Consider the following 18264-nt stretch of genomic DNA (forward strand, 5'->3'; position numbering starts at 1 on the left):
GAAGTAATATTATTTACTTTATTAAATATAGAACACAAACAAGAACACCACAGGAAAACTTCACTTATTCAAATAGCTGATTTATATAAGAAGCTATTATATTCTTACACTTTTTGGTTTATGTTAACAAGTCTACCTGATAGCTCACTTATAACCGAACTATCTTCAATTGTTGAGGGTATTTCTATTTCATCGCCATCGATCATTTGACGAAGAGTTTTCCTTAGTATTTTGCCTGAACGGGTTTTAGGTAACCTATCAATAATCAGTAAGTGCTTTAAAGAGGCAATAGCACCAATACTGTCGCGAATGGTTTGTTTAAGAATTATAACCAGTTCAGCATCACTTGCCTGAATACCATTCTTTATAACAACTAATCCTAAAGGGATTTGTCCTTTGAGTTTATCGCTAATACCGACTACAGCGCATTCTGCTACGGCAGGGTGAGATGATAGGACTTCTTCCATTTCGCCCGTTGATAAGCGGTGCCCAGCAACGTTTATTACATCATCAGTTCGTCCCATAATAAATAAATAGCCATCATCGTCTATATAACCACCATCACCACTAATATAGTAGCCTGGGTAAGTTGCTAAATACCCTGAAAATAATCGCTGAGGGTCTTTATATATGGTGGCTAAGCACCCTGGAGGTAACGGAAGCTTTATCGCTACCGCTCCTTGTTGCCCAGCAGGGACTTGATTACCGTCATTATCTAATATTTGAACATCATAACCTCTAACAGGACGACCAGCAGAGCCCGCTTTAGTTTGAATGCCTTGTGTTTTATTATCACAAGACAATGGTGTGCTCGCAATTGCCCAGCCTGTTTCGGTTTGCCACCAATGATCAATTATTGGTCGTTGAGTAATGTCTTTGAGCCAATGATAAGTAGCGGGATCTAAACGTTCGCCAGCTAAGTAAAGTCGCTTTAATGCGCTCAAATCATACTGCTTGATGAGCTCACCTAACGGATCTTCTTTTGCTATGGCTCTAAATGCGGTTGGGGCACTAAATAGGGCATTTACTTTGTACTCTGCACACACTCGCCAAAATGCTCCAGCGTCGGGTGTATTAATAGGTTTTCCTTCGTACATTATGGTTGTACAACCAGCCATTAAGCTGCCATAAACAATGTATGAGTGACCAACAACCCAACCTACATCAGATGCTGCCCAAAAAGTATCTCCAGCTTTCATACCGTACACTTGTGCCATGCTATAAAGCATAGCAACAGCGTGGCCACCATTATCACGTACTACTCCTTTAGGTTTACCGGTAGTGCCTGAGGTATAAAGGATATATAGCGGATCAGTGCTTTTTAAACGAATAGGAGGAATAGGCTGAGCCCGAGCCATTAACTCTTGCCAATTAAAATCCCTATTTGGTGTTAATGAAGCAGTTAACTGTGCTCTTTGGTAAATAATACAGCAGTTGGGTTTGTGATCGGCAAGTGCTATTGCTTCATCTATCAGTGGCTTATAAGCTAATATTTTATTAATTTCGATGCCGCAGCTAGCACTGACAATAACTTTAGGCTCTGCATCATTAATGCGCGTAACAAGTTCATTGGCAGCAAAGCCACCAAATACTACTGAGTGAATAGCGCCAATACGTGCACATGCAAGCATAGCTATGGCAGCCTGTGGGATCATTGGCATATAAATAAGTACACGATCACCTTTGCTAACGCCTTGAGATTGTAATACGTCAGCAAATTTTGCGACTGTTAAAGTAAGCTCATTGAAGGAGAGTTTTTGTTTTTGCCCTGTCACGGGAGAATCGTAGATTAAGGCGGTTTGTTCGCCTCTGCCTTGTTCAATATGATAATCAAGCGCAAGGTAACAGCTATTAAGCTCACCGTCAGTAAACCAGTCGTACCAACGGTCAATATTTGTCGACAATATTGTTTTTGGTTTTTTATACCAATGAACTAAATTTGCTTGCTTTTGCCAATGTAAATCCATATCGGCACTTAATTCTTGGGAACCTTGTTGCTTACTCATGAGTAACACCCTAAATCATTGTCTAGGGTGTTACTTTAAAACTGTCGACAAAAATAGCTATTAGACCTTAGGCGAATATTTGAGCAGCGAGTTACGTTAAGCGGTTAGTGCCCAAATGCTTTCTCGTTCACCATGGTAAGCCCTTATTGCAGCTTTTCTTGCCGCTATATAAAATAATAGGGCGAAAATGCTAGCGGTAATATTAATTAAGATACTGGTCATGTTACTAAATTCCCATAGCGCTATACTTGACCATAAAGTCGTGAGTAATGTTGTTACAGGGATTAACAAACAAATCAATGCGAGCGTATAGAGTAAATGAATCGCGCTTAACGCGGCACCTCGATAAAAGCTGTAGCATAGCGCACCAAAGAAAACAGTATAATAACAACCCATATAATATGGGTTTACCATAGGTGAAATAAGGTAAAACCATCGACTTAGCAATAAGGTTGTGGCAACGGCGAGTAATGATCCTAGGCATATTCCTATTGTTAGAGAAGCCATTAGGTGTACCGATTTTGTCTGTTCAGTTCTTTTCTGTCTACGTTTTTCTAACCAAAGTAAATTACCACTATAGAAAAGAAAAGCACCAAGCAAGCCGAGTATAAAGTAGAGCCATCGACCCCAGTCACCGCCGTAACTACCAAAGTGTAAAGCAAAAAAGCTTATTACAGCAGGTGTGTAAATATCATCATCTGACAATTGTATACTTGAGTATTGCACTTCAAGGGTATAGGGATTCATATAAATTACATCCCCCATATTTGAGCGCATTAATTCACTTTGGTTAACAATATATACCGCAACTGATGGGCTTTTCGAATGTAAATTGCTAAAAGATAAGCTGGTAACATGGTAACCATCACTTATTTCTTCGATTTTATTTTGGTAGGCTGTGACAGAAGGGAGCGCTTTAATATTATATTCTATCGCTGCTTCTTTTCCGCGTTCAAATAATGGTTTATCACCATAAATAATACTTAAGCCGCCGTAAAACATATCGTGAAAAGCAAATACCACAACAGTCCAAGCAATAATTAAATGGAAGGGAAGGCTTATAACGCCAACAAGATTATGGCTATCAAGCCAAAATCGACTAGCATTTTTAGTTTTTCGTAAAGCGAAAAAGCTTTTCGTTAGGGTAGGTAGTAAAAATATTACACCTGAGACTAATGCAATGAAATATAGTACAGATGCTACACCTAAAACTAATACCCCTAAATCTTCATGCCCGACTTTTCCTGCAATGCCTGCGGTTCTATGGAGCATATCAATGAGTTCGCCTAACTCATTGACTGGGCTTACCTGACTGATTAACTCATCGTTTTCTGACAAAGTAACATGGCGTAAAGTATCGTTTAATTGTAGCCCCCGCTCACCACCATTTTCATACCAAGTCATAGGTGACTTTTCAGCTGAAAAATTTAAAGTAAAGTTTTGTTGGGCTTTTCCAAAATCTTCAGAAGCTTTTAAAACTAAAGCATCAAACTTGTCCGTAGGTATTTGCGCTAACTTATAATTATCAGGTGTTGCCCACTGCGTTAACTCAGTCTTAAACATGGTAAGGGAGCCTGCGTAAAAACCAATAAATAATACTAAACCTGCAATAATCCCAGTCCAGGTATGTAAAGATTGATAAGTACGTAGAATGTCGCTACGAATTTTCATAATAACCACCCTAAAATGAAAAATACACTGTAGGCAACTATATTTGCTAACCCTAAGTAAATAAAAGCCTTTAACCCTGTTTTGAAAAGGTAAGTTAGTGTTAGCACCGTTAGCCAAATAGGGCTTAACATCCACATATTAAACTGCACTTTTACTGGGGCATCTATACCGCCTAACCCGTACCAGGCAAACATACCAACTAGCGCATAAGCTAGCGTTAAGCCAAAAAGCAACCCAGCAAAGGTCTTTAACCACCAATGAGGCTGAATTTTCTCATCCGCTCTTAATCTGTTCATGTTTATACCTTAGTAGGTTTAGTGAGCGAGAGCAGTGGCACAATAATTTGAATCGCCATAATACTTATTAACCAAATTAAAATAGCGGCGCTGATAACCAAATATTGTAACCAAGCTAATAATGCTAAAGCCCAACATGAAAAAGCTAAATACCGCCAAAACCTATTAATAGGTTGAGAAAAAAACCTTTGATTTTTGTTACTAAGATAGAAGAGTATTGCTCCGAAAGCCGTGAGCGAGAGTGCTGTTAATTGCCAAATCATGGCGAACTGTCCTTGCGTAAGTATTTTTAAACGGTGTTATATTATTTTAACTGATAATCATTTTCAATATTGTTTGCGATATTATTAATCTAAATCAACAAAGCATAAACATAAATCGAAATCATTCGTAATTAATTGTAATCGAGCATTAACTCTAGTAAATTAACGGCCATTATTTGTTCTATTTCTATTTGTTTATCTTAAATACATTGATAATGAAGGTTTTTATGAGAAAAATACCATTTAAAAAAAGCAATATTGCTTTGATATTATTAAGCTCTTTTATGTCATCCTATGGATTTTCTGAAGAAATTGATGAAGATCGCGAGCAGTTACAATCCATTGAAGTTATTACCGTTCATGGTGAAAAAACTGAACGTAGTTTAAAAGACACCGCGTCATCTGTATCGGTAATTGCTGCTGAGCAACTTGCTACCGGGCAGTATTTATCTGTTTCGAGTGCTGTATCTGAAATCCCTAATGTGGTTGTACTTACTGGTTCAGCCCCCGATATTCGTGGTGTTTCAGGAAATGGCGCAGCGTCAGGGTTTAACTCTTTTACTGGAGGCGCTAAAACGCGGGTTGCAACCTTAGTTGATGGCGTTGCAGAGCCCTTTGTTGCTGACTTAACCGGTGATACCGGATTATGGGATATTGAGCAAATAGAAGTTTTTCGAGGTCCACAATCAACCAGTAACGGTAGAAACAGTATTGCAGGCTCAGTATTTATAAAAACGAAAGATCCAACATTTGATTGGGATGCTGCTGCTCGTTTAGGTTATCGCGACCAAGAACAATATATTGATAGCGCTTTTATGGTATCAGGTCCCCTCATTGATAAAACACTCGCTTTTCGCCTCAGTGGTGAAAATATTGATGGTGAAACCTATAAGAATGCCAATGAGTTTGAAAACAACCCGCCTAAATTTGATCAAAATGAAGTAAAGTCAAACCGTTTACGCACTAAGTTATTATGGCAGCCGCAAGGTGATGATAATTTACAGGTTATGCTCAGCCATAATTATAATCATGAACAAGGTAATACCGGGCGAAATTATTATGTTGCTGATAAACCTTGGGATTATAAACCTATCTTTGAGCGTTACATGGATACTCAGGCGAGTACTACGTCGTTAAATTTTGACTACCAGTTAAGTACTGACAAATCATTCGATTTATTACTTTCTTATATGGATTATGATTGGAGCTTCCAATCATATGAGCCAGATCCTGCCGCTGAATATTTCACCGCAATGAATGACAAAAACTATACCCTTGATGGTAAGTTTAATTTTGGCTTAGATTCATCTAGTGTCACTGGTTTTATTGGTTTAGCGTACTTTAAGCGTGAGCAAAAGTTTAGTAGTGTTGGTGCGTATGGTTACGATGGTGATGACAGCAGCAGTTCTTTAGCATTATATGGTGAAGTGAGTTTTGCTATTAATAATAGCTTCACATTAATTGCAGGTGGTCGCCTTGAAAGCGAAGAGCAACAACGCAATTTTAACATGCAGTTTAGCGGTCAAGACATTCATGAGAACTTAGATAAAGATAATGAAATATTTTTACCTAAACTTGTCTTACAGTATAAGATTACTGATGATACTACTTTATCTGCCAGCGCTCGCCAAGGTTATAACGCAGGTGGTGGTGCTTTAGCGTTAGTTGAAAGTGAATATTATTATTATGACGAAGAATTAGTTAATACTTATGAGTTATCAAGTAGAAGTAGCTTTAATAACATTAATCTAAGCGCTAACCTTTTTTATAATGATTTCGATGGCTATCAAGCCGCTAATTCTCTGAGAAGAATCACCAATATTGATGAAGCTCAATCACTTGGTTTTGAGCTTGAAGCATCAGCTATGCTTTCTGAGGACTTTGAATTAAGGGCTGGTTTTGGTTTACTTTCAACGGAAATTACTGAAGCAGATCCAGCGTTTGGTGATGTTATTGGTAATGAGCTGAATTCTGCGCCTAAATTCACTGGCAATATAGGCATTAAATACTGGTTATCTGATGAATTAACAATGGCGTTAGCAGGAAACTATGTTGATAAATACTATGGTGATTTTAATAATACTTCTGAGCGTGTTGCTGGCGATTACTTTTTAACACGTTTTAATATTGATTATGTTGTAGAAAACTGGCGAGTGTCTGCGTTTGTTAATAATATGTTTGACGAACAAGCTCTCACTGTACAAGATCCGCCAAGCCGTGGGTATGAGCAAGGCTATGCAGCTATAGTTGACCCTCGAAACATTGGCATTTCGGTTACTTATAGTATGTAATATTCAAGCTAACGTTTTTCTGAACCATAAAATAACTTTAGTTTAGGCTGAAAAGTTAAAAGGCATTGTCGTTAAGCGATAATGCCTTTCTCGTTTTAAGAGTTATGATATACAGTTAAGTAGTTTTCAAGCGATAAAGAACTGCATCCATATCACCTAAAGGATCTTTATGAAAAAAATCTTTAATAAACTCCATACCTATTTTTTTCATAACCGCAACAGAGCCATAGTTTTCTTTAAGCGCTAGAGCTGATAAATATTCAACAGGGTTTTGCTCAGAAATATTGTCAATTAACGCTAATTTTACTGCCTCCGCAGCTTCACTGGCATAACCGTTACCCCAGCTTTTTTGGAAAAAGCGCCAACCTAATTCAAGGTCGTTAAATTTAGGCTCATCGTTAAAAAAATCCATGGGTCTCACCAGTACCCAACCGATAAACTCATTTGAGTCTAAGGTGGATACATGCCATAAGCCCCAGCCTTTATCACTATTGGTATACTTTGCCATACGAGGAATAAATATTGCGTGAATATCTTCCATGGATGTCATAGTGCCACCATTAATAAAGCGCATTACCTCAGGGTCTTGATCTAACTGCCATAATAGTTTGGCGTCAGTAGCACTATCAGGGTTCATTAACCGAAAAGCTAAGCGCTGAGTATTAGGTACATCCATATTGTTATCCTTTTTTAGCGGCTTTGTGCTTTTTAGTATTGGCGTCTAGCAACGGCTTTAAAAAGCGTGCGGTATGAGAAGCTTTGCATTTAGCGACTTGCTCTGGCGTACCGGTTACTAAAATTTCACCGCCACCTGAGCCGCCTTCTGGGCCTAAGTCAACAATCCAATCAGCTGTTTTAATAACATCTAAGTTATGTTCAATAACTACCACAGTATTACCATGATCACGTAAACGATGAATTACCTGCATTAATTGCTTAATGTCATGAAAATGTAGCCCTGTAGTTGGCTCATCCAAAATGTATAAGGTTTTTCCCGTATCGCGTTTAGAGAGCTCTTTAGCAAGTTTAATTCGTTGCGCTTCACCACCTGATAAGGTTACCGCCGACTGGCCCAGCTTAATATAACTTAGCCCTACATCCATAAGGGTTTCAAGTTTACGCTTTACTGCCGGAATGGCGTTGAAAAATTCGAAAGCATCTTCAATGGTCATATCTAATACTTCGTGAATATTCTTACCTTTGTAAAGTACTTCTAAAGTTTCACGGTTATAGCGTTTACTTTTACACACATCACAAGGCACATACACGTCAGGTAAAAAGTGCATTTCTACTTTGATCATGCCATCGCCCTGACAGGCTTCACAACGCCCACCTTTAACGTTAAAGCTAAAGCGACCTGATTTATAACCACGAGAGCGAGACTCCTGAGTCGCGGCAAAAATATCGCGAATAGCCGTAAATATTCCCGTGTAGGTTGCAGGGTTGGAGCGTGGTGTTCTGCCTATTGGACTTTGGTCAATATCAATTACTTTATCGAGCAACTCTAAACCCGTAATCGATTTATACGGTGCTGGCTCTTGTGTGGTGGCACCGTTTAACTCGGTATGAGCAAGTTTATAAAGTGTATCGTTAATTAAGGTTGATTTACCTGAGCCAGAAACGCCGGTGATACAAGTCATTAACCCGTTAGGAATCACTAAATCAACATTTTTTAAATTATTACCGCTGGCGCCTTTTAGTTTGACAACATTTTTTGCATCAAACGGGTGACGTTTATCTGGAATTGCTATTTCTTCAACTCCAGATAAATACTTCCCGGTAAGTGAGTCTTTACATTTTAATATGTCGTGTACTGTACCTTGGGCAATAATATCGCCGCCATGAACGCCAGCACCTGGGCCAATATCAATAACAAAATCTGCTGCGCGTATCGCATCTTCATCATGTTCAACCACAATGACGGTATTACCTAAATCACGTAAATGAATAAGCGTACTTAGTAAGCGTTCATTATCTCGTTGATGTAAGCCAATAGAAGGTTCATCAAGAACATACATAACGCCAACTAAACCCGCCCCTATTTGGCTCGCTAAGCGAATACGCTGTGCTTCGCCGCCAGATAAGGTATTAGCACCACGAGATAGATTAAGATAATTCAAGCCCACGTTAACTAAAAACCCTAAGCGTTCATTAATTTCTTTAAGAATTTTTTCAGCAACTTGCGCTTTTTGTCCTGTGAGTTGTAAACCTTCGAAAAAGGCGAGGGCATCACTAATGGCAAATTCTGCGACTATAGGCAGTGGCGTATCATCAATAAATACATTGCGTGCTTCTAAGCGTAAACGGCTGCCATTACAGTCGGGGCAATGTTGGCTGTTTAAGTATTTAGCGAGCTCTTCACGTACCGCGTTTGACTCCGTTTCTTTATAACGGCGTTGCATATTATTAATAATACCTTCAAACGGATGCTTACGAACCACAACATCGCCACGGTCGTTCATGTACTTAAATTCTATTTCTTGTTTACCACTACCATAAAGCACAACTTTACGCGCTTCTTCAGTAAGTTTATTAAAAGGCTGGTCGACAGAAAATTGATAATGATCGGCAATGGCTTGCAGCATTTGAAAATAGTAAAAGTTACGCTTATCCCAACCGCGTACTGCGCCGCCAGCTAAACTTAATTCTGCGTTAGCAATAACACGCGAGCTATCAAAAAATTGTTCAATACCTAAGCCGTCACAGGTTTGACAGGCGCCTGCGGGGTTATTGAATGAAAATAAACGTGGCTCTAATTCTTGCATGCTGTAACCACAATGTGGACAAGCAAAGTTTGCTGAAAATAATAACTCTTCGCGATCTGGCTCATCCATAAACGCGATTTTAGCGGTGCCCGCCGTTAAACTTAAAGCGGTTTCAAATGACTCGGATAAACGTAATTGAATATCGTCACGTACTTTTAGACGGTCAACCACCACTTCAATGGTATGTTTCTTCTGAAGCTCTAATGTGGGTGGATCTGATAAGTCCCAAACTTCCCCGTCAATACGTGCGCGAATAAAGCCTTGTGCCGCTAAGTTTTCAAGTAGCTTTATATGTTCACCTTTACGGTTTTGTAAAACTGGTGCGAGTAGCATCACTTTAGTACCTGGCTCTAAAGCCAGTACATTGTCTACCATTTGTGACACTGTTTGTGCCGCAAGAGGTTGCTTATGTACAGGACAGCGAGGCTCGCCAACACGCGCATACAGTAAGCGTAAATAATCGTAAATTTCTGTGATGGTGCCAACGGTTGAGCGTGGATTATGCGAGGTTGACTTTTGTTCAATAGAAATCGCCGGTGACAAACCCTCAATGTGATCGACATCAGGTTTTTCCATTAAGGATAAAAATTGACGAGCATAGGCTGATAACGACTCGACATAACGACGTTGACCTTCAGCGTATAAAGTATCGAAAGCTAATGAAGATTTACCTGAGCCAGACAAGCCCGTAATAACAACGAGCTTATCGCGAGGAATTGTTAAATTGATGTTTTTCAGATTGTGGGTACGAGCCCCTCTCACTTCAATATTTTTCATGCGCTGCTTTAACCACTTGACGAAAATAAGAACCGCACATTATGTCACAAAAAATAGCGCATAAAAACTGTACGTGGCTAGGGTTTTTTAATCTTTCGTGATTAGGTTTTATTCGCGGTACAGATAATTTATAAAGTTCAACAGCCCCTAATAAATCTCTGATTTTGTTGATACGCTTTGCATGTTAAGATAGCGCGTTTTTTATCATCTCTATTTCGTCTTATTGTTAGGTTTTTTGTTATGAGTGTTTCAGGGTTAAACCGTATTGAGAAAAAAGCAGCATTCTCGCTAGCCAGCGTTTTTGGCGTGCGCATGTTGGGCTTATTTATGATTTTGCCTGTATTTGCCATTTACGGTGAGCAGTTAATTGGCTACAGCCCACTATGGATTGGTTTGGCCATTGGCGCTTATGGTTTAACACAAGCTCTGTTACAAATACCTATGGGGATTTTGTCGGATAAATTTGGCCGTAAACCTATTATTCTAGCTGGCTTGGTAGTGTTTCTATTAGGTAGTGTTATTGCTGCAATGTCGGACACTATTTATGGGGTTGTTGTGGGTCGAGCAATACAAGGCATGGGAGCCATTGCCAGCGCTATTTTAGCCTTAGCTGCTGATTTAAGTCGCGAAGAGCAGCGCCCGAAGGTCATGGCAACTATTGGTATGTTTATCGGTTTATCTTTTACCTTTGCAATGGTGTTAGGGCCCATTGTTGCTGAAGCATTTGGTTTAAGTGGCTTATTTTGGTTTACAGGTGCGCTCACTATTTTAGCCATGTTTTTAATTCAGTTTATGGTGCCCAACTCGGTGAACAAAGCACCACGCGGTGACAGTGTTGCCTTACCGGAACAAATCACTAAACTCATTCGCCACCCCCAGTTATCGCGTTTAAACTGGGGGGTATTTATTCTACATATGGCGTTAACGGCTTGCTTTGTTACCTTGCCAAAACAATTTGTCGCTAGCGGTTTAGCGTTAGAGCATCATTGGCAGTTATATTTACCCACGTTGCTTGGCTCATTTTTCTTAATGGTGCCTTTTATGATTTTTGCCATGAAAAAACAAAAAGAAAAGCCGATGTTTAGCGCCGCTATTGCGTTGTTTACCGGCGCACTCTTTTTATTATGGTTAATGCCTAGTGGTTTTTGGAGTTTAGTGCTTTCAGTGGTGCTATTTTTTACGGCATTTAATTATTTAGAAGCCACTATGCCATCAATTTTATCGCGACTAGCACCAGCTGGCGTGAAAGGTAGTGTGATGGGAATCTACTCTAGTAGCCAGTTTTTAGGGGCATTTGTTGGTGGTATTGCTGGTGGTTTTATCGCGAACGAATATGGTGAGCACAGTATTTTCTTGGTAATGACAGTGATTAGTGCTATTTGGTTACTGCTAAGTTTTGGTATGCAACCATTGAAAAAATCGAAAAGTTATAGCTTCACTACTAATATTACCTGTGAAGCGCAAGCTGAAAATATTGCAGAACAACTTATTAATATGCCTGGTGTGATTGAGGCAACGTTAGTACACACAGAAGCCATGGCTTATTTGAAGGTTGACGATAAACTTGTTGATTTAGCAGCAATTAAAGCGTTATTAAAAGCAGAGCCATCAGCGTAACTTTGTTATTCGTTATTCGTTATTCGTTATTCGTTATTCGTTATTCGTTATTAGGCTCTGGTGAGAATGAGTCGACAAAGTTGTTAGCATTTAAACTAATGCGGTTGTTAGTTTGAATGCTAAAGAACTAAACCTTTGCTAATTGTTAACTGGTCATTAATTTTAGTGCGCAATAAGGCACTAAATTAAACACCAAAATAAATATTTTATACTGCCCCATATAATGAAAATATAGCGGCAGTAGCTTCACTTTTTCAACGCCTGTTAATTGAGAGTGAATTTCACTGATACATGACTTAAATAAAGTCATGGCTAACGTGGTAAATAATAAAATACCGATATTAATTACTGAACACCAACCCAAAAAGGTGGTCAACTCGCTTGATAATTCTATTGCAGGCATAAATTATTCCTCAATTAATTAATTGTTAGCATTTAATTATGGCGCTTTTCTAGCTAACGCTAATGAGTAAACTAGCACACTTGTTTGATGTAATCATTTAATGAGTTGTTGCCAAGCATAATCGCAATATCATCATCTTGATACTTACCTAATAGTGCCATGCCCATCGGTGATTTTGCTGTGATCACGGTAATGTTCCTATTAGCAATGGTACAACGAAACCCTCCCGCCGCCGGAGCAATAAAAAACCAACTATTACTTTCACTATCTTGGGCGAGTTGCACTAAAGCTGAGAGTGAAATGGCATCGTCAGCAGAGTACTCTTTACAGCTTAACGCATTTAATTCATCAATTGCGTTACGGTACTCCTGTACTCGACGAGACTGCCCCTCTGCTAAATAACTTGCTTCAATGGCTAGTGTGTCATATTGAGTTTCAGCGACACTCTCATCGTCGACCGCTGCAGCATGGGCTTCATTGGCAGCTTGTTGCGCTTGTAATAACTCTTTTTGTAAGTCAGCTATAATAACGGCTATTAATTGTTGTTTATTAAATGACGATGTTTTATGCATAATAATGGCAATGGTTTCAGATGTTGTCGAGAGTATCGCTTTATCATAACTTGTATTTTTATTTAAATCCCAGTAGATTACTAATTATCAACTCACTGGTATGACCAATTGGTGGTTCCCATGAATACAGCTTCACCTTTTCCGCATTTACTAACACCACTAGACTTAGGCTTTACGCAACTAAGCAACCGAGTGTTAATGGGCTCAATGCACACTGGACTTGAAGAAGAGCGCGGTGGCTTTGCTAAACTGGCGGCTTTTTATCAAGCTCGAGCTAAAGGAGGGGTCGGGCTTATTGTTACTGGTGGCGTTAGCCCAAATATGCGTGGAAGAATTGCTCCATTTGGCAGTGAATTAAGTCACTTTTGGCAAGTTAAAAAGCATCAGCAAGTAACCGCTGCGGTGCATGAGTACCCAACAAAGATCTGTTTACAACTGCTTCATACAGGGCGATATGCTTATCACCCTTTTAGTGTTGCTCCAAGTAAAGTTAAATCCCCTATTACGCCATTTACACCTAAAGCAATGTCGGTAAGACAAATCAACGGCACTATTAAAGATTATGCTTACGCGGCCAAGTTAGCAGCTAAAGCAGGTTATGATGGTGTTGAAATAATGGGCTCTGAAGGGTATTTAATCAATCAATTTGCTTGTACCCGAACGAATAAACGCGAAGACGAGTGGGGCGGCTCTATTGAAAACCGTATGCGCTTGGCCATTGAAACTATTACAGCGGTACGCAGCAAGGTTGGAGAAAAATTTATCATTATTTTCCGACTTTCAATGCTCGATTTAGTTGAAGGTGGCAATAGTTGGGATGAAGTGGTGATGATGGCGAAAGCGGTTGAGAAAGCTGGTGCAACCATTATAAATACTGGTATCGGCTGGCATGAATCTAGGGTGCCAACCATAGTAACCTCTGTGCCTCGTGCAGCTTTTAGCTGGGTTACTGAAAAAATGAAAAAAGAAGTGACAATTCCGCTGATTACGACGAACCGCATTAACACGCCAGAAGTTGCTGAGAAAATATTGTCATCTGGACAAGCTGATATGGTATCGATGGCACGCCCTTTTCTTGCCGATGCTGACTTTGTTAATAAAGCCGCACAAAATAAATCAAACGAGATTAATACCTGTATTGGCTGCAACCAGGCGTGTTTAGATCACGTTTTCCAACAAAAACGCGCTTCTTGTTTAGTGAACCCAATGGCGTGTTATGAAACCGAGCTAGTGCTTAATAAAGTTAGTAAAAGTAAAAAGCTGGCAGTTATTGGTGCTGGGCCTGCAGGACTTGCTTTTAGTGTTTACGCAACCCAGCGCGGTCATCAAGTTGAAGTATTCGATAAACTATCTGAAATTGGTGGGCAATTTAATATTGCTAAGCAAATCCCTGGTAAAGAAGAGTTTTATGAAACATTACGTTACTTCAACAAGCAATTTGAATTGCTGGCGATACCATTACACTTAGGTGTTAAACAAAGTGTTGATAGCTTAAAGGCCGCTGGCTTTGACGAAGTAATTCTTGCTACAGGTATCAAACCAAGGCAGTTAACCATTGATGGAATTGAAGCAGGATTAGCACGCAAGCAAGTGCTTAGTTATCTCGATGTTATTCGTGATAAAGCCACTGTAGGCAATAAGGTGGCCATTATTGGGGCTGGCGGTATTGGTTTTGATGTGGCGAGTTTCTTAATTGGCGACGATAAAGCTGAGTCTACTACAGAAAATCTTGATAGCTGGCTTAATGAATGGGGCGTTGATAAAAACTATCATAACGGCGGAGCCTTGTTAGCAAAAACGGTAAGTCATGGTGAAGGTAATAAAAAGATACGTGAAATTACGCTATTACAGCGCAAAACAACAAAAGTTGGTAAAGGCTTAGGTAAAACGTCAGGTTGGGTTCATCGTGCACACTTAACTAAAAATAAAGTGAAAATGCTAGCGGGCGTTAACTATAAAGCCGTTGTTGAAAAAGGTTTGCTAATAGAAGTTGATGGTGTAGAGCAACTGATTGAAGCTGATCAAATCATTATTTGTGCCGGGCAGGAGCCTAACCGCGACTTAGAGCAAGGTTTAGTGGCACATGGTGCCACAGTTCATTTAATTGGTGGTGCTAATGTTGCTGCTGAGTTGGATGCAAAACGAGCAATTCGTCAAGCTGCTGAATTGGCAGCAATCATCTAAGCTCCACCTAAATTGAACATGGAGGGTGAAAGTCACTATAAAAGTCTATATTTTGCCAGTTTATTATTGATATACTGAATATAAATAAGATATTTAGATAGTGTTATAGTGAAAGAAATCGTGGTAAATAGCGGTGAAATTGAATTTTTTTCGACACCCAAACAATACAAGCAGCAGTTGTTATCGCTGATAGCACAGTCGCGTAAGCGTATTTTCATCACCGCATTATATTTGCAAGATGATGCTGCTGGGCGAGAAGTAATGCAGGCCCTATATCAAGCGAAAAATAATTATCCAGAATTGGTGATTAATATTTTTGTCGATTACAACCGCGGACAGCGTGGTTTAATTGGTGAAAAAGCCAGTTTAGGTAATCGCGCCTTATACTTAAAACTTGCTCAGCAATACCCTAAGCAAGTTAATGTTTACGGGGTTGCCGTTAAGCGAAAAGAAGTTTTTGGTGTATTACACTTAAAAGGCATGGTTTTTGACGATCAACTTTTTTATACCGGCGCCAGTATTAACGATGTATACCTGCATCAACATGAGCGATATCGATTAGATCGTTATTGCCAAGTGAATAGCGCAACTTTAGCTAACAGCTTTTGCCAGTACCTCAGTGAACAATTTATTGATTCGCAATTAGCTCCTTTACTTAATCAGCAAGAACTCCCCGACTTAATCGAGCAAAAACACATTATTAACGAGCTTAAAGTTAAGCTGAAAAAATCGACGTATCAGGTAGAAAACTTTGATCATTCTGCGGTTATTAATGACAAGTTAACTATTGAACCTCTTGTAGGTTTTGGTCGCCGTGGTAATAAACTAAATATGGCAACACGCACTATGGTGCAACGAGCACGACGCGAAGTAGTGCTGTTTACGCCGTATTTTAACTTACCTTATTCATTAGCGCGTGATGTGATTAAATCATTGAAACGTGGGGTGAAATTAACGGTAGTTGTTGGTGACAAAACCGCGAATGATTTTTTTATCGCTAACGATAATGAATTCAGTACGATTGGCATTATTCCTTACCTTTATGAAATGTTATTAAAGCGTTTTGTTAAGCGTTACCAAAACTTCATTGATAAAGGTTTATTAAATATTCACTTGTGGAAACATGACGATAATAGTTTTCACTTGAAAGGTTTGCGTGTTGATGAGCGCTTTCATTTAATTACCGGTAGTAATTTAAACCCAAGAGCTTGGGGTTTAGATTTAGAAAACGGTTTGTTAATTGATGATAAGCAGCAGTTTCTATTACAAAAAACCAATGATGAGCTTGCTGGCATCCTTGTGCATACTCAACGTATTAATTCATTCGAAGAAATAGAGTCTGTTGCCGACTACCCTGAAAAACCACAAAAGTTATTGAAAAAAATCCGTCTTACGCAAATAGATCGGATTTTGAAGCGCTTTTTATAAAAAACTATAACCTGAGTTCAGGTTATAAATTAGGAGTACCAATACTGACGTATTGATACTCCTTAATATTTCATCAAAAAGATTTCTTGGCTTGTACTCTTATTTCAAAGTTATCAATATCCTCGTTATTGCTTTGTGGAAAAGCAAAGTCGATATGAATAACGTTATTACTACCGCCTGAATGTGGTGAATATGCTCGTATACCAACCCCTACAGAGCTTAACCAGCCTTTTTCAGCATTCTCAACTATAGAGTCACCAAACGCTCTACCGCCATCAATAAAAGCTACGCCTGCTATGTCGAATAACTTAAATAAATTTATATTCGGGTAATAACGTATTTCTGAAGTTAAAATTACACTGTTATCGCCATGTTGGTATTGTAGTGGAAAGCCACGTAATCCCGTATTACCACCCATAGTGACAGGGCGATCAAGGTATTGATTCGTACTGAACGTATTTACATTGTTTAAATATAGGCCCCAGCTTTTACTGAGTGGATAAAAGTACTCTGCGTTTATTTGCGCGAGTAAGCGATTGTTTTTATCGTCATAAATGTCACCTAGCATTACCAAGTCTAATAACAATAAGCCATCTTCATGGAGGTTGTAGCCTTTTTTGATGTTCATTCGCCATAATGCCCATGCTGCATTGTCTTGGTTACCATTACCAAGCCCTAAGCTACTCTCAATTTGCCAGCCGTGATTGAAGTCTTCTATTTGCGATATTAAGTGCACATTTGTTAATTCTTTAAAGTCTTTTTCAATATATTCAACCGCAAGCCAAGGGTAAATAAACTCTCTGTCTTTAGGGAGTACTGTAGTTAGTGGTGGAGTATCTAACTTATTAGCATCTTCAGGCGAAAGTGCTGAGAAAATATGTTCATCTTGGGTGACACCAACACTATAGCGAAGGACACTTGCTTTTGAGTTATCAACCAACCAAGCATAACTGGCTTGTTTATATTCTATTTCGTGTGTGTAAACACTTTGATCTTTGCTGTTTTGAAAAATGGTATCGTTCCGTTTTTCACTGTCAAAACCAACGATGTAAGCATTCTTTACGTGAAAGCCGGCAAAGTGTTTTTGTAAAAATAATGCCCGCTGGGTACCGTCATCATTATCCGCAAAGCGAAGGCTTACCTCTGTGTTTTGTTTTTGAAATAGCGGAATAGTACTGACTAATTTATAACCTGAACGCTGTGAATTTTGATATGACTCTATTTCGGCATCAATACCTAAACCGAGCAAATTACGTTCTTTAATACCAAAACTATAGGTGTTTTCACCACCTTTACGACCAAAGCTTAGGGTTGGTAGTAACGACCAATTGTCCCATGTGGTTACAATAACTTTGTCTTGAGCTTCATCATTAACCACCTTTGCCGCACGTAAATACTTTCGACTACGTAAATGACGTTCTAATTCAGCTAAATCAGCGCTAGTTTTATGGCACTTTTCTAAAAAGAATGCGGCTTCATTTTCTAAGGTCATAACTTTGGTATCAATATGAATTGCGTTAGCCCAGCGGTGCAAAAAAATGATGCCATCTTCACTTTCATCAAAAATAGTTTGTGGTTGAAAAACCACTTCAGGTTGCTGTTGATTACACAACGAAGAATTAGCATGTAATGTGGTATTTGTTGGTAAAAGGCTGTCTTCTTTTGTGCTCATAACAGCGCTGCTACTATCATTTACCTCTGTTGGTTCTGGTGAAGCTTGTACTCTTTGAAGGGAAAGTTGAGCGCAAACGATTAAGCTTAAACACAAGGCATATTTTAGGTATTTATAATGGTGTTTAGCTTGAGCAATTTTACTACCCACAAAGAAGTGAAGAAGAAGTCGTTTATTTGGTTTTATTTTTAATAACAACAGTATAGCCTTCCTTGTTCTGAAAACAGAACTGTTAATAAATAAGCAATGCAATTTTCATCTTACTTATTTAACTATAGTGCTAACTAATAAATTTAGTTAATTATTTCTTTCAGTATTT

General features: G+C 39.0%; 12 protein-coding genes. 4 read left to right on the plus strand and 8 right to left on the minus strand.

What is annotated here, in order from left to right; genetic code table 11:
- Positions 1-104 precede the first annotated feature (104 nt).
- The 3 genes from ABD005_RS16645 to ABD005_RS16655 form a co-directional block, all read right to left on the minus strand.
- Complete coding sequence (locus ABD005_RS16645) at positions 105-2006, minus strand: AMP-binding protein (protein WP_343818850.1); 1902 nt, start codon at positions 2004-2006, stop codon at positions 105-107.
- Between the two features lie 96 nt (positions 2007-2102).
- On the minus strand, positions 2103-3677 hold the full coding sequence (locus ABD005_RS16650) for a PepSY-associated TM helix domain-containing protein (RefSeq protein WP_343818851.1): 1575 nt from the start codon (positions 3675-3677) through the stop codon (positions 2103-2105).
- Positions 3674-3973 carry a hypothetical protein gene (locus tag ABD005_RS16655; RefSeq protein ID WP_343818852.1) on the minus strand — a complete coding sequence of 100 codons (300 nt, stop codon included), beginning with the start codon at positions 3971-3973 and terminating at the stop codon, positions 3674-3676. Before ABD005_RS16655 ends, ABD005_RS16650 begins: the two co-directional genes overlap by 4 nt.
- Positions 3974-4463: 490 nt before the next feature.
- Between ABD005_RS16655 and ABD005_RS16660 the strand changes: the two genes are divergently transcribed.
- A complete protein-coding gene (locus tag ABD005_RS16660; RefSeq protein WP_343818853.1) occupies positions 4464-6527 on the plus strand; it encodes a TonB-dependent receptor in 2064 nt (687 codons plus the stop codon).
- Between the two features lie 115 nt (positions 6528-6642).
- On the opposite strand, the gene ABD005_RS16665 is transcribed toward ABD005_RS16660, so the two are convergent.
- Positions 6643-7203 (minus strand): GNAT family N-acetyltransferase, encoded by a 561-nt coding sequence (locus ABD005_RS16665; RefSeq protein ID WP_343818855.1) that lies wholly within the window; start codon positions 7201-7203, stop codon positions 6643-6645.
- Between the two features lie 4 nt (positions 7204-7207).
- The gene (gene uvrA / locus ABD005_RS16670) at positions 7208-10069 is read right to left on the minus strand and encodes an excinuclease ABC subunit UvrA (RefSeq protein ID WP_343818857.1); all 2862 of its coding nucleotides are present in this window, start codon (positions 10067-10069) and stop codon (positions 7208-7210) included.
- 240 nt (positions 10070-10309) lie between these two features.
- On the opposite strand from uvrA, the gene ABD005_RS16675 reads away from it, so the two are divergent.
- Positions 10310-11686 (plus strand): MFS transporter, encoded by a 1377-nt coding sequence (locus tag ABD005_RS16675; RefSeq protein ID WP_343818858.1) that lies wholly within the window; start codon positions 10310-10312, stop codon positions 11684-11686.
- A 145-nt stretch (positions 11687-11831) separates the two neighbouring features.
- On the opposite strand, the gene ABD005_RS16680 is transcribed toward ABD005_RS16675, so the two are convergent.
- Together ABD005_RS16680 and ABD005_RS16685 are read right to left on the minus strand one after the other, a co-directional pair.
- A complete protein-coding gene (locus tag ABD005_RS16680; protein WP_252738993.1) occupies positions 11832-12089 on the minus strand; it encodes a DUF6868 family protein in 258 nt (85 codons plus the stop codon).
- Between the two features lie 71 nt (positions 12090-12160).
- Positions 12161-12661: a hypothetical protein gene (locus tag ABD005_RS16685; RefSeq protein ID WP_343818859.1), complete on the minus strand. Its 501-nt coding sequence runs from the start codon at positions 12659-12661 to the stop codon at positions 12161-12163.
- Between the two features lie 120 nt (positions 12662-12781).
- Here ABD005_RS16685 and ABD005_RS16690 point away from each other — a divergent pair, with 120 nt between their 5' ends.
- The gene (locus tag ABD005_RS16690; protein ID WP_343818860.1) at positions 12782-14845 is read left to right on the plus strand and encodes an oxidoreductase; all 2064 of its coding nucleotides are present in this window, start codon (positions 12782-12784) and stop codon (positions 14843-14845) included.
- Between the two features lie 108 nt (positions 14846-14953).
- Positions 14954-16273 carry a CDP-diacylglycerol--serine O-phosphatidyltransferase gene (gene pssA / locus ABD005_RS16695; RefSeq protein WP_343818862.1) on the plus strand — a complete coding sequence of 440 codons (1320 nt, stop codon included), beginning with the start codon at positions 14954-14956 and terminating at the stop codon, positions 16271-16273.
- 73 nt (positions 16274-16346) lie between these two features.
- Here pssA and ABD005_RS16700 read toward each other — a convergent pair whose 3' ends face one another.
- Positions 16347-17945: a hypothetical protein gene (locus tag ABD005_RS16700; RefSeq protein WP_343818863.1), complete on the minus strand. Its 1599-nt coding sequence runs from the start codon at positions 17943-17945 to the stop codon at positions 16347-16349.
- Positions 17946-18264 lie beyond the last annotated feature (319 nt).

The organism is Colwellia asteriadis (genome assembly GCF_039523295.1).
In the GTDB taxonomy this organism is placed as follows: Bacteria; Pseudomonadota; Gammaproteobacteria; order Enterobacterales; family Alteromonadaceae; genus Colwellia; species Colwellia asteriadis.

Bases quoted from the DNA above. Each gene is read 5' to 3' on its own strand.
- ABD005_RS16645 (WP_343818850.1), bottom strand. From the start codon at position 2,006: ATGAGTAAGCAACAAGGTTCCCAAGAATTAAGTGCCGATATGGATTTA.
- ABD005_RS16650 (WP_343818851.1), bottom strand. From the start codon at position 3,677: ATGAAAATTCGTAGCGACATTCTACGTACTTATCAATCTTTACATACC.
- ABD005_RS16655 (WP_343818852.1), bottom strand. From the start codon at position 3,973: ATGAACAGATTAAGAGCGGATGAGAAAATTCAGCCTCATTGGTGGTTA.
- ABD005_RS16660 (WP_343818853.1), top strand. From the start codon at position 4,464: ATGAGAAAAATACCATTTAAAAAAAGCAATATTGCTTTGATATTATTA.
- ABD005_RS16665 (WP_343818855.1), bottom strand. From the start codon at position 7,203: ATGGATGTACCTAATACTCAGCGCTTAGCTTTTCGGTTAATGAACCCT.
- uvrA (WP_343818857.1), bottom strand. From the start codon at position 10,069: ATGAAAAATATTGAAGTGAGAGGGGCTCGTACCCACAATCTGAAAAAC.
- ABD005_RS16675 (WP_343818858.1), top strand. From the start codon at position 10,310: ATGAGTGTTTCAGGGTTAAACCGTATTGAGAAAAAAGCAGCATTCTCG.
- ABD005_RS16680 (WP_252738993.1), bottom strand. From the start codon at position 12,089: ATGCCTGCAATAGAATTATCAAGCGAGTTGACCACCTTTTTGGGTTGG.
- ABD005_RS16685 (WP_343818859.1), bottom strand. From the start codon at position 12,661: ATGCATAAAACATCGTCATTTAATAAACAACAATTAATAGCCGTTATT.
- ABD005_RS16690 (WP_343818860.1), top strand. From the start codon at position 12,782: ATGAATACAGCTTCACCTTTTCCGCATTTACTAACACCACTAGACTTA.
- ABD005_RS16700 (WP_343818863.1), bottom strand. From the start codon at position 17,945: ATGAGCACAAAAGAAGACAGCCTTTTACCAACAAATACCACATTACAT.